General features: G+C 50.9%; 23 protein-coding genes and 2 tRNA genes. 21 read left to right on the top strand and 4 right to left on the bottom strand.

Translation table 11 applies throughout. The features are described 5' to 3' along the window. The first annotated feature begins 34 nt into the window (after positions 1-34). The gene (locus tag AALG83_02915) at positions 35-790 is read left to right on the top strand and encodes a YdcF family protein (GenBank protein MEY8382107.1); all 756 of its coding nucleotides are present in this window, start codon (positions 35-37) and stop codon (positions 788-790) included. A gap of 24 nt (positions 791-814) precedes the next feature. Continuing rightward, on the top strand, positions 815-1,507 hold the full coding sequence (locus AALG83_02910; GenBank protein MEY8382106.1) for a SprT family zinc-dependent metalloprotease: 693 nt from the start codon (positions 815-817) through the stop codon (positions 1,505-1,507). A 29-nt stretch (positions 1,508-1,536) separates the two neighbouring features. On the opposite strand, the gene AALG83_02905 is transcribed toward AALG83_02910, so the two are convergent. Further along, positions 1,537-1,623, bottom strand: a tRNA-Leu gene (locus AALG83_02905). A gap of 82 nt (positions 1,624-1,705) precedes the next feature. Between AALG83_02905 and AALG83_02900 the strand changes: the two genes are divergently transcribed. Genes AALG83_02900 through AALG83_02875 form a run of 6 tightly spaced genes read left to right on the top strand, consistent with a single transcriptional unit; the run spans position 1,706 to position 7,807 of the window. Further along, a complete protein-coding gene (locus AALG83_02900; GenBank protein MEY8382105.1) occupies positions 1,706-2,260 on the top strand; it encodes a sigma-70 family RNA polymerase sigma factor in 555 nt (184 codons plus the stop codon). Further along, positions 2,253-4,817 carry a DNA polymerase I gene (gene polA / locus AALG83_02895; protein MEY8382104.1) on the top strand — a complete coding sequence of 855 codons (2,565 nt, stop codon included), beginning with the start codon at positions 2,253-2,255 and terminating at the stop codon, positions 4,815-4,817. The genes AALG83_02900 and polA overlap by 8 nt, the downstream gene beginning before the upstream one ends. Next, entirely contained in the window at positions 4,818-5,429 is a 612-nt protein-coding gene (gene coaE / locus AALG83_02890) for a dephospho-CoA kinase (protein MEY8382103.1), read from the top strand. A gap of 32 nt (positions 5,430-5,461) precedes the next feature. Beyond that, entirely contained in the window at positions 5,462-5,965 is a 504-nt protein-coding gene (locus AALG83_02885; protein MEY8382102.1) for a lytic transglycosylase domain-containing protein, read from the top strand. A 10-nt stretch (positions 5,966-5,975) separates the two neighbouring features. After that, positions 5,976-7,574 carry an ABC transporter substrate-binding protein gene (locus AALG83_02880; protein ID MEY8382101.1) on the top strand — a complete coding sequence of 533 codons (1,599 nt, stop codon included), beginning with the start codon at positions 5,976-5,978 and terminating at the stop codon, positions 7,572-7,574. Between the two features lie 59 nt (positions 7,575-7,633). After that, the gene (locus AALG83_02875) at positions 7,634-7,807 is read left to right on the top strand and encodes a DUF1540 domain-containing protein (protein MEY8382100.1); all 174 of its coding nucleotides are present in this window, start codon (positions 7,634-7,636) and stop codon (positions 7,805-7,807) included. Between the two features lie 47 nt (positions 7,808-7,854). On the opposite strand, the gene AALG83_02870 is transcribed toward AALG83_02875, so the two are convergent. Further along, complete coding sequence (locus AALG83_02870) at positions 7,855-8,943, bottom strand: DUF3810 domain-containing protein (GenBank protein MEY8382099.1); 1,089 nt, start codon at positions 8,941-8,943, stop codon at positions 7,855-7,857. A gap of 91 nt (positions 8,944-9,034) precedes the next feature. Between AALG83_02870 and AALG83_02865 the strand changes: the two genes are divergently transcribed. Then, on the top strand, positions 9,035-9,847 hold the full coding sequence (locus AALG83_02865; GenBank protein ID MEY8382098.1) for a sugar phosphate isomerase/epimerase: 813 nt from the start codon (positions 9,035-9,037) through the stop codon (positions 9,845-9,847). Here AALG83_02865 and AALG83_02860 read toward each other — a convergent pair. Beyond that, positions 9,834-10,370 carry a hypothetical protein gene (locus AALG83_02860; protein ID MEY8382097.1) on the bottom strand — a complete coding sequence of 179 codons (537 nt, stop codon included), beginning with the start codon at positions 10,368-10,370 and terminating at the stop codon, positions 9,834-9,836. The two genes, AALG83_02865 and AALG83_02860, sit on opposite strands and share 14 nt — an antisense overlap. Positions 10,371-10,405: 35 nt before the next feature. Between AALG83_02860 and yfbR the strand changes: the two genes are divergently transcribed. The 6 genes from yfbR to AALG83_02830 all read left to right on the top strand — a co-directional run bounded on the left by yfbR (position 10,406) and on the right by AALG83_02830 (position 16,888). Further along, positions 10,406-11,008, top strand: a complete 603-nt coding sequence (gene yfbR / locus AALG83_02855; GenBank protein ID MEY8382096.1) for a 5'-deoxynucleotidase — start codon at positions 10,406-10,408, stop codon at positions 11,006-11,008. 321 nt (positions 11,009-11,329) lie between these two features. Further along, entirely contained in the window at positions 11,330-12,775 is a 1,446-nt protein-coding gene (gene proS / locus AALG83_02850) for a proline--tRNA ligase (GenBank protein MEY8382095.1), read from the top strand. Between the two features lie 130 nt (positions 12,776-12,905). After that, the gene (locus AALG83_02845) at positions 12,906-13,559 is read left to right on the top strand and encodes a response regulator transcription factor (GenBank protein MEY8382094.1); all 654 of its coding nucleotides are present in this window, start codon (positions 12,906-12,908) and stop codon (positions 13,557-13,559) included. Next, positions 13,560-14,972: a HAMP domain-containing sensor histidine kinase gene (locus AALG83_02840; GenBank protein ID MEY8382093.1), complete on the top strand. Its 1,413-nt coding sequence runs from the start codon at positions 13,560-13,562 to the stop codon at positions 14,970-14,972. Beyond that, complete coding sequence (locus AALG83_02835) at positions 14,969-15,829, top strand: hypothetical protein (protein ID MEY8382092.1); 861 nt, start codon at positions 14,969-14,971, stop codon at positions 15,827-15,829. Before AALG83_02840 ends, AALG83_02835 begins: the two co-directional genes overlap by 4 nt. Before the next feature lie 303 nt (positions 15,830-16,132). Continuing rightward, positions 16,133-16,888: a M15 family metallopeptidase gene (locus AALG83_02830; protein ID MEY8382091.1), complete on the top strand. Its 756-nt coding sequence runs from the start codon at positions 16,133-16,135 to the stop codon at positions 16,886-16,888. 42 nt (positions 16,889-16,930) lie between these two features. On the opposite strand, the gene AALG83_02825 is transcribed toward AALG83_02830, so the two are convergent. Beyond that, entirely contained in the window at positions 16,931-17,776 is an 846-nt protein-coding gene (locus tag AALG83_02825) for a hypothetical protein (GenBank protein ID MEY8382090.1), read from the bottom strand. Between the two features lie 198 nt (positions 17,777-17,974). Here AALG83_02825 and AALG83_02820 point away from each other — a divergent pair. The 6 genes from AALG83_02820 (at position 17,975) to AALG83_02795 (ending at position 22,089) form a co-directional block, all read left to right on the top strand. Continuing rightward, positions 17,975-18,048, top strand: a tRNA-Trp gene (locus AALG83_02820). 79 nt (positions 18,049-18,127) lie between these two features. Beyond that, a complete protein-coding gene (locus tag AALG83_02815) occupies positions 18,128-18,934 on the top strand; it encodes an amidohydrolase family protein (protein ID MEY8382089.1) in 807 nt (268 codons plus the stop codon). 74 nt (positions 18,935-19,008) lie between these two features. Then, positions 19,009-19,797 (top strand): pyrroline-5-carboxylate reductase, encoded by a 789-nt coding sequence (proC, locus tag AALG83_02810; protein ID MEY8382088.1) that lies wholly within the window; start codon positions 19,009-19,011, stop codon positions 19,795-19,797. 12 nt (positions 19,798-19,809) lie between these two features. Beyond that, positions 19,810-20,256, top strand: a complete 447-nt coding sequence (gene rnhA / locus AALG83_02805) for a ribonuclease HI (GenBank protein MEY8382087.1) — start codon at positions 19,810-19,812, stop codon at positions 20,254-20,256. A gap of 41 nt (positions 20,257-20,297) precedes the next feature. Beyond that, positions 20,298-20,816, top strand: a complete 519-nt coding sequence (locus AALG83_02800; protein MEY8382086.1) for a zinc-ribbon domain-containing protein — start codon at positions 20,298-20,300, stop codon at positions 20,814-20,816. A gap of 217 nt (positions 20,817-21,033) precedes the next feature. Beyond that, entirely contained in the window at positions 21,034-22,089 is a 1,056-nt protein-coding gene (locus AALG83_02795; protein ID MEY8382085.1) for a tyrosine-type recombinase/integrase, read from the top strand. Positions 22,090-22,095 lie beyond the last annotated feature (6 nt).

Raw genomic sequence — 22,095 nt, 5'->3', positions numbered from 1 at the left:
ATATGATATAGTAGATGTGGAAGGAGGGGACAAGTTGCAGTATTTTTGGCTTATTTTAGGCATTCTTCTCATCGCTGATACTCTGTTTGCCGCGAAAATGTCCAATCTCAACCTGGGCGTGCTCCTCCCGGCATTTTTGGGCATCCCGCTGGTCTGCTATGGGTGCCTCGGGCTTTTTGCCCCGCAAATATTGGAGATGCCTGGGGTTATGATTGCCGTTTGCACCGCATCCGTATGTTATCTCCTCGTCTTGGCCGCGCTGCTCGGCTGCATTTTTTGCACAGCGCTGTATGCGCGGCGCTGCAAAAGCGCGAAGGCAGATGCGGTCATTGTTCTGGGCGCGGGGCTGCGCAGAAACCGCCCGTCGCGCTTGCTGCGCATGCGGCTGAATGCGGCGATTCGCGCGGCGCAGAAGGAGCGCCTGCCTATCTTGGTAACAGGCGGGAAGGGAAGGCAAGCGGAACTTTCCGAAGCAGAGGCCATGCGGCGCTATCTGCTTGAGCAGGGCGTTTTACCACAGTCGATTCTGGTAGAAAACAGGGCGCGCAACACCTATGAAAACCTCAAGTTCTCCCAGCAGATTCTTTTGGAGAAATTCTCTTTTTTGCCTAGCGTTTTAATCGTAACCAGCGATTTCCACTGCTTTCGCTCTGCACAGATCGCAAAGAAGTTTTTCAAGGAATATGCGCTTTGGCCGGTGGAATCTGCGTGGTATATGAAGCTGAACTTCTATTTGCGTGAAATGCTCTCCATCGCAAACTGCTATCGATGTGAGCTATTTCAAAAATAGCATTGGTGTGATAGAATAGAGGATATGGATACAAAGCGCGCGAATGAGAAAATTGAATATACCCTGAAACGCGGTATGCGAAAGACAATTTTGCTTCGCGTTACGCCCGAGTGCAAAGTGGAAGTTTTGGCGCCCCGCCGCATTTCCCAGGCATTTATCGATGGCTTTGTGGAAAGCAAGCGGGAGTGGATCCAAAAATGCCTGGAAAAAAAGGCGGATCTTGCCCGCCAAAGAGCGGCTTACCGCATGGATACGCTTTTCTTTTTGGGGAGGGAGTATCCCGTCAAATTGGGAAAAGAGCAGAAAGTGCTCTTTGATGGCAGCTGTTTTCGTGTGCCGCGCTGCGAGATGGAGGAGCGCCGGGCGCTGGTGAAGGCGTGGTATCACCAGCAAGGTGCGGAAATTCTGAAGAAGCGGGTACAGATTTGGGCCGAAAAGATGAACGCGGAATATGTGTCTGTGAAAATAACGGATGCGCGGACGCGCTGGGGCTCCTGCAGCGGAAAAAATCAGCTGAATTTCTCCTGGAGGCTTTTGTTTGCATCCGGCAGGGCGGTAGACTCGGTGGTCATTCACGAGCTCGCGCATACGATGGTGCATGCGCACTCTGCGGCGTTTTGGGAGATTGTCGCGCGGTACTGCCCGGATTATCAGGAGATTCAGCAAGAGCTGAAAGCGCTTTCAGAAAAGCTCTCGGTTTGGGGCTGGTCGCAATAAAAAAAGCCCTCTTGCAATGCAAAAGGGCGTGGTGCCGAAGGCCGGACTCGAACCGGCACGCTGTCGCCAGCGGTGGATTTTGAGTCCACTACGTCTGCCAATTCCATCACTTCGGCAACTTGGAACATCAGTAATTCTAGCATATTCTAGAGGGCGCGTCAACAGGATTTTGCCGTTTAGAAGGGCGGAAGGGTTGAGATGGAGGAAGAAGCTATCCTGCTGAAAAAAGCAAAAAAAGGAGATCTTGACGCCTTTGAAGCTTTGGTTCAGCTCTATCAAAACAAAATTTACGCGCTTGCTCTGCGGATGACGGGAGATGCCGACGATGCGTTTGATGTTTCCCAGGAGAGCGTTTTGAAGCTATACCGAGCGCTTCCCAAATTTCGGCAGGAGGCCTCTTTTTCCACCTGGGTCTACCGGGTCACCCGCAACGCGGCTCTGGATTTTCTCAGAAAAAAGCGCGCCTCTCTCTCGCTGGAAGCGCTGTATGAGCAGGGCCTTGAGCCTTTGGCGGCAGAGAATATCGAACGGCGCGTGATTTTATCAGACGAGAACCGTGCGCTGGAAAAGATGATAGAAGAACTGCCCGCACAGCTTCGGGAAGTGATTCTGCTGCGTGATGTGGATGGGTATTCCTATGAGGAGGTAGCCCGGATCCTGCAAACCGCCCTTGGGACAGTGAAATCCAGGTTATACCGGGCCCGGGAAATGCTGAGAAAGAAATGGAAAGAAGATGGAGAAAACGATGGATAAAAAACTGATTATTATAGATGGCAATAGCCTGGTGTTCCGCGCTTTCCATGCGCTCCCGCCCATGAAGATGAACGATGGGCAGGTGATCAACGCGGCATATGGCTTTTTTACCATGCTGCTTGGGCTGATCGACGAGCGAAAGCCGGATTTCCTCGCGGTTTCTTTTGATTTAAAGGGGCCGACTTTCCGCAAAGAGCTGTTCGATGATTATAAAGGCAACCGGCAAAAAACGCCGGATGAACTGCTGAGCCAGTTTCCGCTCATCAAAGAGGCGCTGCGCAAGCTGAATATCCCTATTTTGGAGATTCAGGGCTATGAAGCAGATGACGTGATCGGCACAGTCGCAAAGCGTGCGGATCAGGCGGGGGTGGAGGCCTGCGTCGTTACAGGCGATCGGGATTCTCTCCAGCTCATCACGCAGTCGACCAAAGTGCTGCTGACGCGCAAAGGCGTGAGCGAAATCGAGGTTTTTGATCAGGCGCACTTGAAGGAAGTCTATGGCCTGGAGCCCTGGCAGATCATCGATCTGAAGGGGCTGATGGGCGATGCCTCGGATAATATCCCCGGAATCAAAGGGGTGGGCGAGAAGACGGCGCTCAAATTGCTGGCGGAATTTGAATCCATTGAAAATCTCTATGATCATTTGGAAGATCTGCCAGGCAATAAAATGAAAGAGAAAATTGTCGCCGGAAAGGAGAGCGCGTTTCTCTCCAAAAAACTGGCGACTATCGTTACGGATGTCCCCATCGCTTTCGAGCTGGAAGAGCTGGCTTTCCATGGCCTGGAGGACAGCGCGCTCTATCAGGTGCTCTCTTCGCTGGAGTTTTCTTCCCTGATCAAGCGCCGCGGCCTGGCCGGGGAGGAGATTGCGGCAAAGGAGCCGGAGCGTTTTTCCCTGCGGGAACCTAGACATATCGATAAACTGCTGGCGGAAGCAAAAACAGCCGGAAAGCTCGCGATCTGTCAGGATGAGGATGCGCTCTGTTTTGCCGTAAAGCCGGAGGAGGAATTTGAGCTGGCGCTTTCCTATTCTCTGCTGGATGAGGGATTGCCGCCTTCGGATGTGCTGGAGCAGCTGCGGGAGATTTTGCAGGAGCAAGAGATCGCGAAAACCGCGCACGATGCCAAAGCCCTGCTGCATCTTTTTGGAGAGCAGGGCTGCCATATGGAAGGGATTTCCTTCGATACCGCCCTGGCGGACTATGTCTTAGATCCGACACAGCGCAATTTTACGATAGAGAAGCTGAAAACCCGCTACCACGCGGCCGGAAGAGCCAGCGCGCTGTTTGCAATTGAAGAGGTGCAGAAGAAGCAGATCAAAGAAAAACAGCTGGAAGAGGTTTATTACCATATCGAGCTGCCCTTGCTCCACGTGCTGTATTCTATGGAACTGCAGGGAGTTCGCGTCAATTTGCAGCTGCTTCAGAAACTGAAGGCGGAATATGCGGAGCAAATCGACAGCCTGGTCAGGGAGATTTACGAGCTGGCCGGGACGGATTCCTTCAATATTGCCTCCACAAAGCAGCTGGGCGTGGTCCTGTTTGAAAAGCTGGGGCTGCCGGTGATCAAGAAAACCAAGACCGGCTATTCTACGGATATTGAGGTGCTCGAACGTCTGCAGGGGCAGCACCCGATCATCCAAAAGCTGATCGAATACCGCCAGGTTACAAAGCTCAAGAGCACATATATCGATGGGCTGGAAGCGGTGGTGGATCCCAAAACGCATAAAGTGCATACGACTTTCAACCAGCTCGTTACGGCAACTGGCAGAATTTCCAGCACAGAGCCAAATCTGCAGAATATTCCGGTGCGGAGCGATTTCGGCGCCAAAATCCGCGAGCTGTTTATTCCGGAGGATGAGGAGAACCTCATCGTCGCCGCAGATTATTCCCAAATTGAACTGCGCGTTTTGGCGGATATCACAAAAGACAGGCATCTATGCGATGCTTTCAACCACGGCGAGGATATTCACACTCGCACAGCCTCGGAAGTCTTTGGCGTCCCGATGGAGGTGGTAACGCCGGAGATGCGGAGCAGCTCAAAAGCGGTCAATTTCGGCATCGTATACGGGATCAGCGATTTTGGCCTGGCGAAGAACCTGGGCATTGCCCGCTTCAAGGCCAAGGAATATATCGACAAGTATTTGGAAGAATTTTCCGGCGTTCGGGAATACATGACGCGCATCGTGGAGGAGGCCAAGCGCGATGGCTTTGTGCGCACGCGCTATGGGCGCATCCGCTATGTGGATGAGCTCAAAAGCTCCAATTTCAACACCCGCTCCTTCGGAGAGAGAGTGGCGCTCAATACGCCCATCCAGGGGACGGCGGCAGATATCATCAAGTATGCGATGATCCGCGTCTGGGACGTCATGAGAGAGCGGAAACTGCGTTCTCAGCTGATTTTGCAGGTGCACGACGAACTGATTGTGGATACTGTGCCCGAGGAGCTGGAGGAAGTAAAAGCCATTCTAAAAGAGCAGATGGAGCATGTGTGCGAGATGTCTGTGCCGCTCGAAGTGCATACGGCGGTGGGCAGCAACTGGGCGGAGGCAAAGTAGATGCGGTATGTCATCGGGCTGACCGGCGGCATTGCCTGCGGCAAGTCTGCGGTCAGCCGCGTGCTGGGAGAGCTGGGAGCGGGCATCATCGATGCGGATCGCGTCGGCCACGAGGTTTTATACGCCGGGCAGGAGGCATATGCGCAGGTTGTGCAGGCCTTTGGAGAGGAGATTTTAAACGCACAGGGCGAGATCGATCGAAAGCGCCTGGGCGCGATTGTCTTTTCGGAGAAAAAAAAGCTGCTGCAGTTGAATTCGATCACGCATCCTCATATAATTAACAATATTGTAAAACAAATCGAGGCCGGGGATGGTATAATAGTGCTGGATGCAGCTCTGCTCTTTGAAACCGGCCTGGATGCGCTGTGCGATGAGATCTGGCTGGTTATGGCCGAGAGAGAAGCGCAGATCAGGCGTATTTTGCTGCGGGATCATCTTTCGCGGCAGGAGGCCGAGCGCCGCATCCAAAGCCAGGGGGATTATGCGCAAAAAAGCGAAAAAGCAAAGCACATAATCGATAATTCCGGCTCGATAGGGGAACTTGGAAGAGAGGTAGAACGCCTGTATCGCCAGGCGGAACATATATGCGCAGAAAAAAGAAAAAGGTTCTGACGATTGTTTTTGTGGCACTCGCTTTTCTATTTGTGTCGATTTTTGGCCTATACTGCTATTTTAAGGCGCTGTATCCGATGAAGCATTCTGAGCTCATCGCGCAGTATGCGGCCGAATATGAAATCGATCCCTATTTGGCCGCGGCGGTCATCTGGAAAGAGAGCCGCTTCCGGGAGGATGCCGTCTCCAGCGCCGGAGCCATGGGGCTCATGCAGGTGATGCCCGAAACAGGCCAATGGATCAGCCAGAAAATGGGAAGGGAAGATTATGCGGAGGAGCGGCTTTTCGAGCCCGAATATAATATCCGCCTGGGATGCTGGTATCTGAGCTATTTGGACGAAAAATTCGGCGGCGATCCCGTCAAAATTCTGGCCGGCTATAACGCAGGGCCAAACCGGGTGATCGGATGGCTGGAGAATCCGGAATACTCCAGCGATGGAAAATCCCTGGAAAAAATTCCGTTTGCGGAGACAGACAACTATGTTAAAAAAGTTCAGCAGAGCTATGAGATATATCGGATCCTATACAAATTTTAAAAATGCGGCCTTGTTGCTTTTGGCAGTCTGCTTTTTGCTGGCAGGCTGTAAAAAGCAGGTGGAAGTAACCCCCTTCGACGAGGGAGATATGAGCACCAACGTGGATGAACTGCCGCCTCCTGCCAGCAGCGGAGCCGCTGAAAAAAAGACGCTTTCCATTATGATGACGCCTAGCCCTGCCTCTTTGCATCCGCTGGCAGTTCTGGATGAAAACACAGCCAACCTGATGTCGCTTATCACAGAGCCGGCCATTCGCATTTCGGCTGACGGGAAGTTTTCCGCCGGCGTGGTGCAGAGCTGGGATATCAGCGAGGATGGGCTGACCTATACGTTTCATATCCGAAAGAATGTCCTGTTTCATGGGGATTACGGAAGCGTTACAGTCGACGACCTGATTTTCGCTTTGGAGAAAATCAAAAACTCGGATACAGCGCAATGCGAATACGCAAAATACAGCAATGTGCTCTCTTCCTATGAAAAAATCGACGATCTGACGCTGAAGGTCGTAGCTTCGCGGAAATCCAGGGATATTTTCTATCTCATGAGCTTTCCTGTAATTCCAAAATCCTATTATGAGCATCTCGGGCTGGATACTGGGAAACTGCCCATCGGGACAGGCCCCTATTTTGCCCAGAGCAATACGGCCGAGGGCATTGTGCTTTCGTCCAATGCCGCTTGGTGGCAGGAAGCGCCGGTTTATGATCAGATCGTTGCAAAGCCGGTATCCGACGATGAGCTCAAAATTGGCAGCAGCGCGCTCGATCAGTTTCAGGTGATCTATACTTCGCTGATGACGGCAAACAGCTACAGCGCAGTCGGGAAAAATGAGATTCACCAGGTGGTAACGCCGACTTATGATTGCCTTGTGCCCAACTATCGCAATGAGTTTTTGGCAAAAAGGGAAGTGCGGGAGGCGATCTCCACGGCTCTCAACCGCAGTGAGCTGATCTCCGTCGCACTGCTCGGGCAGGGACAGGCTGCCGAAATGCCGGTTAATCCTAATTTTTGGGCCTATGAGGGGCTGGAAAGCTCTGCTGGCGTCTATAATGCCGCGGAGGCCAACCGCCTGCTGGAGAGCGCGGGCCTTGCGATGGATGAGGAGCGGGGCCTGCGCTATGTCGAAAATGCAGACGGAAGCAAGCGGTATTTGAAATTCAAGCTTTTATATACGGAAAATGCGGAATACGCCTACCGAAAGGCGCTTTGTGAAAAGATCGCCGAGCAGTTGAAATTGGTTGGCATCGAGATTGAGCTAGTGGAGGCCGATGCACAGACCTACCGAGGCCATCTCGATAGCAATAATTTCCAGTTGGCACTGTGCAGCTTCTTTACTAACACAAACGGCGATAATGCGTTTCTATTTTCAGAATATAACTATGGAAAAGCGCCAACCCAGGCACTGGCTGAAAAGCTGGGCGCTTTCCGCGCCGCCATCACGACCGAAGAGATTAAGCGCGCTTTCTCGGAATATGTTCAGGCTTATTTGGAAGAAATACCCACAATTGGATTACATTACCGGACGCATGCCGTCATTTTAGATGCGAATATCAGCGCGCCGCCGCGTCTGGCCTATAAAAATATCTATGCAGATATTGGCCAGTGGAAATAGAATATTTCGCTGCAAAAAGGCCATCCTATTACTGAAATTTTGATAGGAGGTCAAGAAATATGAATCAAGAGAAATGCTCCCCGAATTATAGCATTAAATGCAATGTAACCAGCTGTGCAAACCACTGCAAGAACGACAGCTACTGCGCGCTGGATTGCATTTGCGTAGGAACGCATGAGGCCAATCCTACGGTCGATCAGTGCACGGACTGCCAGTCTTTTATCAAGAAATAACAGGCAGGCGGATGCAAAATAAAAGAGGCAGAAATTTTCTGCCTCTTTTATTTTTGTTTCTCGAAAGCGAGCATGAGATCCAGCATGCGCCCATAGCTTTGCAGCCCATCCGCGACGCCGTTATAGGCCAGATACTTCTCATAAGCATCCTGGCTTTTTTGGGAAAAATCCGTCTCAAACTGCTCCCAGTACTGCGCGTTTTGCTGATAATCCCGTTTCACACCGTCTGCCAGCTTCTCATAGGCAAGCCAGTAATCTTCCGGAGAAACGCCGTAAAGAGCGTTGAGCGCATATTGCAGGGCATATGCGTTGGCCGAATACACGAAATCCGGATCATCGCATTGGAAGCCCAAATACCAGGCGATGAAATTTGCCTCATCTTCCCGGGCAAAGCCTTGCAGATGCGAAAATTCATGCAGGCAGATGGCGGGGAAATACAGATCGGGCATCTGCAAATTGATATTGGCCTCATAAGTAAAAGGCGAGAAGATGCCGTAAGTCAGTGTGCTGGAAAGCATGTTTTTGGTCATCACGCCTTTGACACGGCTCTTTACACCGATATTGATATAATCTGGCGCATAGGAATCGTAAATTTCGCCGACGGCTTCCTGATAATATTCTTTGGAGTGAGAGAGCGTGAAAAGGCCGTCTGAGGACTCACTGATGTTTTCCCTGGCAGCGTTGGTGCGCTCTATAAGGGTGTCGCAAAGAGCGGCAAGCTCCTCTTTTGAATATTCCTGGATTTCCAGGTGCATAGAATCCGCCAGGGGCTGGCGCGCATAGTTGAGCCCCCAAAAGAGAATGAACATATTATAGAGCGTGCAAAGCAAAATGAGAAAGCTTAAAAAACGCTTGGCAATATGATAGAATTTGGAGCCCTTGGGCTTGAAAAAGGCGCAGAGGATATAGCCTAGGAAAAACAGAACGCTGGCGGCAAAAAGATAGAGCAGAACCTCAGCAAGGCTGAAGGAAAAGCTGCCCGTCAGCCGCCCCAGGCTCCGCGCAAGAAAGGGATAGATTTTTCGGGAATAGAGATGCTCTGTCAGCGCTGGAAAAGTAAAAGCGAGCCGATAGATCACATAGCAGACTGCGGCGCTCAGCAAGACAGAAGCCAGTTTTAGTAGTTTTCCAATCATATTCTATATTTTACGACACCAGGCGGGATTGGTCAAATGGCGATTGCCAGAAAAGAAAAGGCCTAGTATAATAAAAAACAGAGAGGTAGCTATGATCACAGGGCTTTCGACGGCCAGCATGTTTGGCAGTGGGTTATTGGAAGAAAATTTAAGGAAAATTGGCCGGAATGGCATTGGGCATGTGGAAGTATTCTTGAATACTTTTTCCGAATATGAGCCGGCGTATGCCCGCCAGCTTAGGCAGATAGCGGATGATTTTGGCATTTGCGTGCATTCCGTGCATCCGCATGGCGTGCAGTTTGAGCCTCAGCTCTTCTATGGCTACGAACGGACGGTGAACGACGCATTTGGCATGTTTGAAAAAGTGCTGGCTGCGGCAAAGCTGCTGGGAGCCAAGGCGTATGTGTTCCATGGCGGGCTGTTCTATAAGCCTGCGCCCCAGCATCAGCATAATTTTGAACGCATCGGGCGGGCCTTGGATCGGGCGGTGGAACTGGCCGCGCAATATGGGATCACTTTGGCGTATGAAAACGTGCATTGGTGCTGGTTTTGCTCTCCGGAGTTTGGCGAACAGCTTTTGGAGCATGTCCATTCGAAAAAACTGGCTTTCACGCTGGATATTAAGCAGGCGGCGCAATCTGGAATCGACCCGCTGCAGTATCTCAAGATGATGCAAGGGCGGCTGGCAAACGTGCATATCTGCGATTTTGCACAGGGGCCAAATGGGCTGAAAACCTGCCTGCCTTTCCGCGGCCAAATGGATTTTTGCGCGCTCAAAAAGGCGCTCCTGGATGCAGATTACCAAGGCCCGGTAATGATGGAAGTATACCGCCATGATTACGCCGATCATCAGGAGCTTTTGGAATGCTACCGCCAGGTCGAGGCATTCTTTACTGCCCATTAGGACGATACTTTTTAATCAGCTCGGCGGCCCAGGCGTCCTCCGGGTTTTCGATGATGCTGAAGGGCGTCTCCAGGCCAAAGCTCTCGGTGGTATAAAGATAGATAGTTGGGCCGATGCGCGCTTCCTTTTCCCTGACGCGCAGGTAGAACAGCGCATAGGGTGCATATCCTTCTTTATATACGAGCAGTGTGATCTCGCCCCAATCTTTTGGGAGCATCTCGTCGTAGCGGGTGTCGCGCAGAATAGGGATGGAGATCGTGCCGGCTGTGCCGCTTTCGTCCGTCTCATAGTTTTTTCCGGTCTCGGGGATGCAGATTGTGGCGCCGGAAATGGGAGCCTGAGTCTTTGCATCCAAGACGACGGGGGAGATGGAGCCCGAGTGCGCGGTGGAAAATACAGCGCGAATCTCTTCAGATTGCCGCGCAGGAAGCACATCTTTGCCAAAATAAACTGCGCCGGCTGCCAGGGCAACGGCCAAAACCGCAGAAAATAAAAAAACAGCTTTTCGATAGATTGTCTTCATAGAAGAGAATATGAGCAGACAGCAAGACTTATGAGGTGAATCAAGTGAAAGAGGCAGGAAAACAGCATCATTTTTTCGCGTACCTATCCCGGATGAAGCATATCAAGCGCTGGGGGCTGATGCGCAATACCGAGACAGAGAATATCAAAGAACATTCGATGGATGTCGCGGTTCTGGCGCACGCGCTGGCACTCATTCACAATACCTATTTTGGCGGCACGCTGGATGAGAAGAAGATCATGGCCATGGGTCTTTTCCACGAGACGGGGGAGATCATGACGGGAGATTTGCCGACGCCCGTCAAATATTATAATCGGAGCATTCAAAAGGCGTATCAGGAGATAGAGCAGATGGCCGTCAGCCGGGCGATGGATATGCTGCCCGAGGAATTAAAGCCTGCATACCAGCCGCTGATTGAGCATGAAAATGACGAGGACTACCGCTTTGTCAAATATGCGGATAAGCTCTGCGCCTATATCAAGTGCATCGAAGAGGTCAAGACGGGAAACGCCGAGTTCCAGCAGGCAAAATGCAAAATTGCGGAGCAGATTGCACAGATGGAAGAGCCGGCCGTGCTCTATTTTATCGAGCATTTTCTGCCAAGTTTTGGCCTGACCATCGACGAGCTGAATAAATAGTTGATTTTTTCTCAATCCCATGCTACTATTTTCTTAGAAATGCGTTAGAACGAGGGACGAACGAAAAAACTGCCGTTTTTAGAGAAAAGCGCATCTGCTGAAAGCGCTTTACGGCATGCAAACCCACCCTTGTGAGCAGCGGGTCATCCCGACGTATCGGCCGCGTTAAGGCAAACAAAGTGTTGGCGCAGGCTTTGCGCCAAAAGTAAGGTGGTACCGCGGTTCCCTCGCCCTTATATGGCGGGGATTTTTTTATTCAGCGGCCTTTTCAAAGGGAAATGCCCTTTATCACTATCGAAATTGGATGGAGGAAAGAGTTCTATGGCAAAGGAAAAGAAGGAGTTTGTAGAGCATATCACAGCTCAGAGCGAGGATTTTTCCCGCTGGTATACAGATGTCATCATGAAAGCGGAGATGGTGGATTATTCCGAAGTGAAGGGCTGCATGGTCATCAAGCCCTATGGCTATGGCATCTGGGAGCTCATTCAGAATGAGATGGACGCGCGTTTTAAGGCGACTGGCCATAAAAACGCCTATTTCCCGCTGCTCATCCCGGAATCTCTGCTGAATAAGGAAGCGGAGCACGTCGAGGGATTCGCGCCGGAGGTTGCCTGGGTTACGCATGGGGGCGGCGAGAAACTGCAGGAGCGCCTCTGCATCCGGCCGACCTCCGAGACGATCATCTGCTCGATGTATTCCAAGTGGGTGCAGTCGTACCGCGATTTGCCGCTGCTTTTAAACCAGTGGTGCAATGTCCTGCGCTGGGAGAAAACCACGCGGCCTTTCCTGCGCACTTCGGAATTCCTCTGGCAGGAGGGGCACACCGTGCATGCGACGCAGCAGGAAGCCGAGGAAGAGACCGAGCGCATGATCGGCGTCTATAAGGAATTTGCGGAAAACGTCCTGGCCATCCCGGTGATTGCCGGCCAGAAGAGCGAAAAGGAGAAGTTCGCCGGCGCGGCGCATACCTACACCATGGAAGCGATGATGCTGGATGGGCGTGCGCTTCAGATGGGCACTTCGCATAACCTGGGGCAGAACTTTGCCAAGGGCTTTGATATCAAATATCTGGATAAAGACGGCACGCAGAAATACGTCTGGCAGACTTCCTGGGGAACTTCCACGCGCATGATCGGCGGCCTGATCATGGTACACGGAGATGACCGCGGCCTCAAGCTTCCGCCTAAAGTCGCGCCCATTCAGTGCCGCATTGTGCCTGTGGCGGCGCATAAGCCCGGGGTAATGGAAAAAGCGAATGAGCTGTTCGATGCGCTCAAAGCTGCGGGAATCCGCGTAGATCTGGACGACCGCGAGCAGAGCGTGGGCTGGAAATTTAACGACTGCGAGCTGAAGGGCATCCCCGTCCGCCTGGAGATTGGCCCCAAGGATATCGAAAGCGGCAAAGCCATGCTGGTGCGCCGGGATACTTTTGAAAAAATTCCTGCGCCGCTGGACCATGTTGTGGAGGAAGTGCAGGAGCTGCTGGCGGCGATTCACGCCAATATGCTCGAAATGGCGCGGGATTTCCGCGAAGCGCATACCTTCACTGCCCATAACTTCGATGAATTTATGGATGGCATCGAGAAGGGGCATGGGTTTGTCAAGGCAATGTGGTGCGGAGATACGGAGTGCGAGCTGGAGATCAAGGCAAAGACGGGCGTTACAACCCGCTGTACGCCGTTTGACGAGCACGAGCATCTCTCGGATGTCTGCGTGCACTGCGGCAAGCCTGCAAAACAGCTCATGTATTTCGCAAAGTCCTATTAATGGCTGAATAACTTAGAAATCCCGGCCGGCTTGAAAGAGCCATCCCGGGGTTTCTTTCTGTTTGCATGGGCACGCCAATTTACAACTTTGACACAATTCAAAGGTATACTTGCTTGGGAGAGGAAAAAGTATGATAGAGATTTTGATTGTCGAAGATGAGAAAGCGATTGCAAATTTAATTTCCAAAAACCTGACAGCAGAGGGCTATCACTGCACGGCCGCATACGACGGAAAGCAGGGGGCAGACTATATCGAAAACAACAATTACGATTTGGTTCTTTTGGATATCATGCTTCCGGAAATTGATGGCTATGAGCTGCTGGAATATATCCGCCCGATGGGAACGCCGGTCATTTTTATTACTGCGCGCGGTTCACTTCAGGATCGCATTCAGGGCCTTCGGATTGGCGCAGACGACTATATCGTCAAGCCCTTCCAGATCGGCGAGCTCATCGCCAGGGTGGAGGCGGTTCTGCGCCGCACGGGAAAGGCAAATCAGCTTCTGGTTGTGGATGATGTGGAAATCCACCTGGATTCGCGCATTGTGCTCAAAAACAAGCAGAATATCGAGCTGACGATGAAGGAGTTTGATCTGTTGGTGGAATTGGTGCGCAATAAGAATGTCGCGCTGTACCGCGAACGCCTTTATGAGCGCGTCTGGGGAGAGCCGTTTACCGGGGAAACCAGAACGCTGGATTCGCATATTCAGCGTCTGCGCAGAAAACTTGGCTGGGATGATAAAATTAAAACGGTATTCCGTATCGGCTACCGCCTGGAGGTTTAGATGAAGCTTGCGTCAAAGATCTTTCTTTGTACACTTGCTGTTGTGGTTCTGGCGCTGGCTGCTTCCGGATACCTCATCATTTCTTCCAGCTTTCAAAACGCTGTCGATAGGGAATGCGAAAGAAGCCTGGAAGAGTATCAGCTGTTAAAATTCACCTTGCAGTCCGATATTCTAAATGCGACGGAAAATAGCGTTGTAACGGGAAAAGTGATGCAGATTCTCGCCCAGCATACGGCAAAAATCGCGCCAGATGGCAATCTGATCGCGATTTTTACGCGGGAGAAAGGCATATTGTATTCGGATTTTCCCGAGGATTTTCTATTTGACGATCTGGATGAGCAAGCGCCTGAACGGCTCATGTATGGCATGAAGAGCTTTTCCGGCCAGTATCTGCTCGTGATTTCAGGCCGCTTCACGCAAAATGGGCAGGAAATCTATCTGTATACGGCAAGAGATGTGTCTGCCATTGTGGAGCAGCGCCAACAGATGCAGCGCCAGTTTCTGCTCAGCTATCTGCTCATTTTGGGCATCAGCGCTGTGGCAGTTATGATTTTTTCTACAGTTCTGACCAAGCCGGTCTTGCAGCTCATGCGGGTAACGCGGCGCATTTCCAACGGCCGGTATGATCAGCGGGCAGCCGTCAGCACCCGAGATGAAATCGGAATTTTGTGCGGCAGCTTCAATAAAATGGCCGATACCATCGAGGATAAGATCAGCGAACTCAAGTTAAATGCACAGCAAAAGGAGGATTTTGTCTCCAACTTCGCGCATGAGTTAAAAACCCCGCTGACCTCCGTCATCGGCTATGCGGATATGATCTATCAGAGGGATTTGGGCCGGGAAGAGACGCGCGAAGCCGCGGGCTATATTTTGAGCGAAGGGATGCGGCTGGAGGCGCTCTCCCTCAAACTGATGGATCTCATCGTCCTGGGCAAACAGGTGTTTTTGCTGGAGGAAATTTCACTGGAGCAGATTTTCGAGGACGTTGGCAATACACTGCTGCCCATGATGCAGAAAAACGGCTGCGAGCTGGAAGTTCATGCGATGCCGGTCTATGTCAAAGTGGAATATGATCTTTTTAAAACTCTCATGCTCAACCTCGTGGATAACGCGGTGAAAGCGGGTAGCACGCGCGTGCGCATCTATGCCAAGCGCAAAGGACAAGACGCTGTGATTACCGTCGCAGATAACGGATGCGGCATGAAAAAAGAAGAGCTCTCCCGCATTACAGAAGCCTTTTATATGGTGGATAAATCCCGATCAAGAAAACTGCACGGCGCGGGGCTTGGGCTTTCCATCGCCTCTAAAATTGCAGAGGTGCACGGCACGCAGCTGCTCTATCAAAGCGAGCCCGGGCAGGGGACTTCCGTGAGCTTTTCACTGCAAATCGCAGAGGGAGGTGAGCAAAAATGAAATACCGCAAGCTTTTTGTCAGCGGCATTGCCTTTCTCGCGGCGATTCTGCTCATTGTCTGCGGCATTTTTATCCCGACGGCATTGCTCCAGGCGCAGGAAAACAGAATTTTGAACAGCCAGCATGCCCGCTTGATCGATACGCGGGAGCTGGAGAGTTCGGATACGGCAATTGGCATTGCCAATGCAGACCCGGAATATCTCGAACTGCTCTACCGCCTGCGGATGACAAATGATACAAGCGACTATACGACGCTGGAAGAGAGCGGGGAAAATGAACTGAGCCGGGATGCGGCGATAGAGAAAGCAAAGCAGGAGCTCCTGCGCCTGATGGATCTGGGCGCATGCCCAAGGCTGGATGGGCTGGATGATTACGTTGTCGATCAGGCTTTCCTGCTGGGGCATGATGAAAGCAGGCCAGATTTGAGAGAAAATGTCTTAGAGGGCATGAAAGCATGGGGCTATGATATCAGTGAGCTGTCCCAGATAGATCAGCGTGTCTGCGTATGGCGGATTACCTTCAAGCATAAAACGGAAAAAGCCAGGGAGATTCAAGTTAGATTAGATGCCCAAACGGGAAAAGTATATCTCTGCCAGATCGTATCCAATGATCTCACGGGAGAGATGCTGGCAGACGCCTATATAAACGAAACCTATGCGCTGATGTTTGGAAAATATCATAACCTGGAATACAGCCTTTCAGATTCCTATAACGACGGCAGCTATTATAATCGGTTCTCGACTTGCCGGTTCGATGAGATTTCTATCTGGGCATCCTTTGATGTCTATTTTGGTGAGAGCAATGAGCCGGAAGGGTGGAATTTTTCCTGTGCCGTCCAGCCGGCGTACCACTATTAAGTATTAAGCGTTCACATTCCTGTCAATACTTTGACGCAAGTATGTTACAACTCCCCCCTATACTAAAAATCAAGATAGGGGGAGTTTTTTTGAAGAAATTAGTCGGGATTTTTCTTTGTTTGGCTTTATTGCTCGTTTGCGGCGTTTCCTTTCTGCCACGGAAAACAGCGAAAACAGTTGTCCTGCCTAGGGAAGATGAGGCAGAAATGAGGGAGGGCATGTATGCGCTATCCCCGTAGCCGAAGCAGAAGCATACGCCCACCAAAAAGAATAGAAGGCATTCCCAGGCTTGGAAAGTGCATTTTGGCCGGCATATTTGCGGCGGAGTTTATTTTGGCATTTGCGCTGGGAAGATATTCGGCCAGGGCAAAATCTGCATCAGACGAGGAGCCCTCCAGCAGGCCGGCCGTTGCGCCCCTGCCGGTTAGTTCGCCAGCGGGGCCAAGCAAGGCGACTCAAAATGCCGAAAGGGAAGATGCGCAGTTTCTCATTTTGGTAAACTGGGAGCATCCCATTTCGGCAGAAAGGCCGGAAGATTTGGTGCGCCTGGACAGCGTATTTGGGGATGAGGTCGTTCTGGTCAACCCGGATGGGAGCATCCAAAAAGACGCCGCCGCGGCAGCCAGAGAGATGTTTTTGGATGCAGGCGAAGAGGGGATTGGGCAGTATAAGCTGACTGGCGCCTACCGATCTGTTCAGTATCAGGATCAGCTGTTTGCGGACAAGCTGGCGGAAGATCCTTCCTACGGGAGCGATCCGTATCGGCATCCTGTAAAAGTGATGCCGGGAAACTGCACTGAACACGCGACAGGCCTGGCTCTGGATATCCTTGCGGTCTCCTATGAAAAATCAAACGATGATTATGCCAAAACCGATGAGGGAAAATGGCTGCTGGAGCATGCGCATGAATATGGGTTTATTCTGCGCTATCCCAAAGACAAAGAGCATATTACAGGCGTGATTTATGAGCCTTGGCATTATCGGTATGTGGGAAAGCAGGCGGCAGAGGAGATCTATGAGCAGAATGTTTGCCTGGAAGAGTATCTGGATTTTAAGTAATAAAAAAGCAGCGGGGATCACCGCTGCTTTTTTGCTGCGCCGCTAAAGCGCATTGACCATATCCAGGCATGCCTTCATTTTGATGACGTCGTATTTGGGGTTATGCAGATCGCCCTCTACGCTGACGCCGAAAAGCTTGCAGGCTCTGTCCAGGGAAAGCGCGCGCCCTGCAACCTTGACGCAGGCATCGATATTTTTAATCTTGAAGAAGTTATAGAGCTCTGCCCCAAAGGTTTTTTTGACGAACAGGGCGTCTGTATCGCCGTAGGTGTAGATCTTCTTTGCCTTGGAGAACATCTCGATAAAATAGCGCTCAAAATTTTGAACGTGCTTGGCCTCGCAAAGCTCGTCGATAGAGTAGGTGAGCAGATCGCTGTAGGTGCGGCTCCAAAGCCTCTGGACGTATTTGGTGTCTGAAAACGGCTTTGCAATGCCTTCATAGACCAGCGTCTCATTTTCGCACACGAGCTCCGCATACCAGCCGCAGATGCGCATATTCATGGCCTCAAAATCGATGTAGAGCGTCGGCTGAAATTTGGGAGCAGCTGGCTCTTTGGCCTTTTCATGATAAAGCTGATAAACTTTGCTTTCCGACCCAAAGGTCGCCTTGACGAGGTGATCGTATTTTTCTTCTGGAAGAATGACTGTTGCCGCGGAAAAGAGTTCCTCAAAGTACTCCGCGTATTTTCCGATATACTCAAATGTTTTAAGCTGTTTTTTTGTGTAGGGAATGCTGTAATAGTCGGATTCTGAAAGCTTGTCATGAGAAGCGACGTTTTTAAAGGGGCGGGCGCTTCCGTTGAAATATTGGCGCGCCTGGGTATCGAACATCTCCCACGCACAAATCCTGTCTCTTACCGCGATGAGTTTAATTTCTAAAGATTCCATTCGTCATTCAACCATCATTCTTTTTTATTTATTGCGGGCAGCCTGTCTGTTTTTTAGAGCACCGCAGCCCAAAACTGCCGAAAAAGGCATTTTTCCTAGAAAAAACCAATACCTATATTATACTAGTTTGAGGGAAAAGGTCAATAGAAACAAGGTTGACAATCTCCTATCGCCGATGGTATAATTTCAATGTTGCCTAGGGGCATGATGTAATGGTAACATAGCGGTCTCCAAAACCGTTGTTGAGGGTTCGAGTCCTTCTGCCCCTGCCAAATATGACGCTGATTCTGGATTCGGATTCAGCGTCGCTTTTATTTTGCCGGATTTTTCGAGAGAGCGGGGGGAGGAAAAATGGAAAAAGTAATCGATGCGCATCTGCATTTCTGCCGCGATGCCTATTTCGATGCTGTGGCACAGCACGCGGGGCATGAGAACAGCGAAGCGCATTTGCGCAGCCAATATCAGCAGAATGGTATCTGCCATGGCATCGTAATGGGGAACAGGGATTTGGCTTTGGAAAACCATAGCTACCCGGATTTTTTAAGCTACTGCATCGGCCTGGATGATGCTCTAAGCTGGAAGCTGCCCGAATCCCTGCCGCTGATAGAACAGCATTTGCGGCGCAAAAACTGCGTTGGAATCAAGCTATACCCGGGGTATTGCCATTATTATGTCCACGACGAGATGTTTGCGCCGCTCTACGAGATGGCGGAATTTTTCCAAAAACCTGTCGCCATTCATACGGGAGAGACCGCAGGCCAGCTGGGCCGCCTCAAATATAGCCATCCGCTGACAGTCGACGATGCCGCCTCGCGCTTTCCCCGTGTGCAGTTTGTTCTCTGCCATTTTGGCAACCCTTGGCTGGTAGATGCCGCGGCCGTTCTCGCCAAAAACGACAATGTCGCAGCCGATCTTTCTGGGCTTTTGGAGGGCCAGCCAGATCTGGAGGAAATTTTTCGGGATTCTGCCGGCTATATCGCGCAGCTGCAGACCTGGCTCCATTATGCCGGCGCTTATGACAGGGTGTTATACGGGACGGACTGGCCGATTATCCATATCAAAACCTATCTGGAGTTTATCCGGCGCATCGTGCCGGAGCAATATCACAGCGCGGTATTTTTTGAAAATGCCAACCGGATCTATCGCCTGGGACTTTAGCGAAAATTGCTTTGCATTCTGCGCAAAAACAGCTTATACTATTAGCCATAGAGAAATGGAGGAGAGGGGAAGAGATGAAACTTGGTTTTATTGGCGCAGGGAATATGGCGACGGCTATTTTTTCCGGCGCGCTTAGGCAAAAGGTATTAAAGAGCCAGGATGTCGCGCTCTACGATGTGGATACTCAAAAGAGCGAGGAGCACCGCAAGGCTTATGGCATCACGGTATGCGATTCCGCGCAGGCGCTGGCAGATTGCTGCGATATTATCGTTTTGGCGGTCAAGCCGATTGTGGCAAAAGGCGTCTTAAATGCGCTGAATCTGGAAGGAAAAGCGCTGATTTCCATTGTCGCTGGGCTCACTTACCAGCAGTTACAGGAGAATATCCGCGCGAAGAACGTGCATATTCTGCGCACCATGCCCAATACGCCGCTGATGGCGGGATGCGGCGCAGTCGCTTTTTCCCTGCCGCACAGCTTTGAGAGCGAAGAGCTGGCCTTTGCAAAGGAGCTTTTTGGCGCGATTGGCATTGTGGAGGAGGTAGAGGAGCGGCTGATCTCTGCGGTTACCGGAATCAGCGGGAGCGGCCCGGCGTATACTTATATGTTTATTGAGGCGCTGGCAGATGCTGGGGTCAAGCATGGCCTAAGCAAAGCTGTTTCTCAGCGGCTTGCGGCGCAGACCGTTCTTGGTGCGGCAAAAATGGTGCAGACCCAGGGGAAACACACCTCACAGCTGCGGGACGAAGTCAGCTCTCCGGGCGGAACTACCATCGAAGCCGTGCAGAAGTTGGATGAGCTTGGCCTGAAAAACGCAGTTTACCAGGCGGTCGATGTCTGCGTGGAAAAGGCAAACCGGCTGTAAGTGAGGGAGAGCGTGAAGAAAATCGAGTTATATACGGATGGCGCCTGTTCGGGTAACCCAGGGCCGGGCGGATGGGGAGCGGTTTTGCTCTATAAAGGGGCAGAGAAAAAGCTTTCCGGCTACGCGGCAGAATCGACGAACAACCGCATGGAGCTGACGGCCGTGATCATGGGGCTTTGCGCGCTCAAAGAGCCCTGCGAGGTTACGGTTTATACGGACAGCGCTTATATCAGCAATGCCTTTCATAACGGCTGGACTTTGGCCTGGGAGCGGAATGGATGGATCAATTCGCAGAAAAAGCCTGTTGAAAATAAGGATTTGTGGATCTCACTGATCAACCAGACCAAGGAACATCAAGTTCGCTTTGTCAAAGTGAAGGGGCATTCAGATAACCACTATAACAATATCTGCGATAAGCTCGCGACGGATGAAATTAAAAAGCACAGCAAGAAGCTTTAATTTGTTTTTCGTTCAATTATAATTATTTTGGAGGTTTTATTATGGCGTTTTGTAGCAAATGCGGGGCGCAAATAGGGGAAGAGGCTCAGTTTTGCCCCTCTTGCGGCGCGGCAGTTGGAGCAGCCGCTGGCGCTGGTACTGGTGCAAACGGGCAACAAACGGAATACCGCTCAGCGGCCGGCCAGCAAAATGTGAATGGTTTTGATCCTGCGGATGTGGCGCAGAATAAGGCGATGGGAATTTTATCTTACCTGGGTATTCTGGTCTTAATTCCATTGTTTGCGGCCAAGAATTCCAAATATGCGCGTTTTCACGCCAATCAAGGGCTGATTTTATTCCTGCTGGAAGTCTGCATTGGCATTGTGTCGTGGATTGTCCCGAGCATTTTCCTTGGCATTTGGTATGTGGGCGGAATTTACTATTTGGTCAAAGCGCTGAGTGTTATTTTCAAACTGCTGGATTTGGGCTGTCTCGCGCTTTCGATTTTTGGCATTGTCAACGCGGCTCAAGGCAAGAAACAGGAACTTCCTGTGATTGGAAAGTTCAGGCTTGTAAAGTAAAGTTATGTTTCAATTTGAAAAAAGACGCCGGGATAATCCCAGCGTCTTTTTATATTTTGCCCAAAATGGAGCGGAGGGAGCGAAAGAAACAAAATATAAGACTTCGTAAAACACAAGTTTTACGAAGTCTTGTTGACAGATCAGCCGGAAGAGGCGTATAATAATCTCATCAAAAGCGTTTTTGCGCGATTTTAAAGGCCGAGGTACTTTTTGCTTTATGGAAAACCGCACGTATTATGAACAGCAGAATTTAAAAAACACTCTGCGCATCCGCGAGCTAACTTCTGATATGCCAAACTGGTTCCTGGATTTTATGCGTGCCTGTGAGACGACGCATGCTTCGCTGACGCGCCTGAACTATTGCTTTGATACGCGGGTGTTTCTAAACTACCTGATCTCCGAGCACAAGGATTTCGCCGGCCGCGCGATGCAGTCGATCACAGCAGATCAGCTGAACGCGCTGACGCTGCGGGATTTGGAAATTTACGTGCAGTATCTTGGGTATTATATCAAGCCAGATGAATCGGAATATGAAAATAACGAGCATGGCAAGGCGCGCAAAATTGCCAGCCTGCGCTCGCTTTTCAAATATCTTTATAAACAGGGGCTGATTTCCTCCAACCCGGCGGAACTTCTGGATATGCCAAAAATCCACGAAAAAGCGATTATCCGCCTTTCCCGCGAGGAAATTGCAGCCATGATAGAAATCATAGAATCCGGCGAAGGGCTAAGCGAGCGCCAAAAGCGCTATCATGCCCATACAGTTCAGCGGGATATTGCCATCGTCATCTTGTTTTTGACCACAGGAATCCGAATCAGCGAGCTGGTTGGCCTGAATATAGAGGATTTGAATTTTAAGGATCTCTCTTTCCGGGTTACCAGAAAAGGCGGCGATCAGAGTATTCTCTATTTTGATTATGAGACAGAGGAGGCGCTGGCTGAGTATTTGGAGCAAAGAAAAATGCAGGGCAGCTATTCCCTCTCTGCCCCGCTTTTCCTCTCTCTGAAAAAGAATCGGCTGACCGTCCGCGCCGTAGAAAACATGATCCAAAAATATGCGCGGCTGGCCGCCCCGCTCAAGCATATCACGCCGCATAAGCTACGCAGTACATACGGCACGATGCTCTATCAGCAGACCGGGGATATCTACCTGGTCGCGGATGTTTTGGGGCATAAAGATGTCAACACTACGCGCAAGCACTATGCCGCCATGGCCGAAGAGCACCGAAAAGAAGCGGCAAAAGCCATTCGCCTAAGGGAAGAAGATCGCTGATCCTCT

The organism is Christensenellaceae bacterium 44-20 (assembly GCA_041223705.1).
In the GTDB taxonomy this organism is placed as follows: Bacteria; Bacillota; Clostridia; order Christensenellales; family Christensenellaceae; genus QANA01.
The sequence above is the reverse complement of the archived record's forward strand: the minus strand, read 5'-3'. Positions and strand labels throughout refer to the sequence as shown.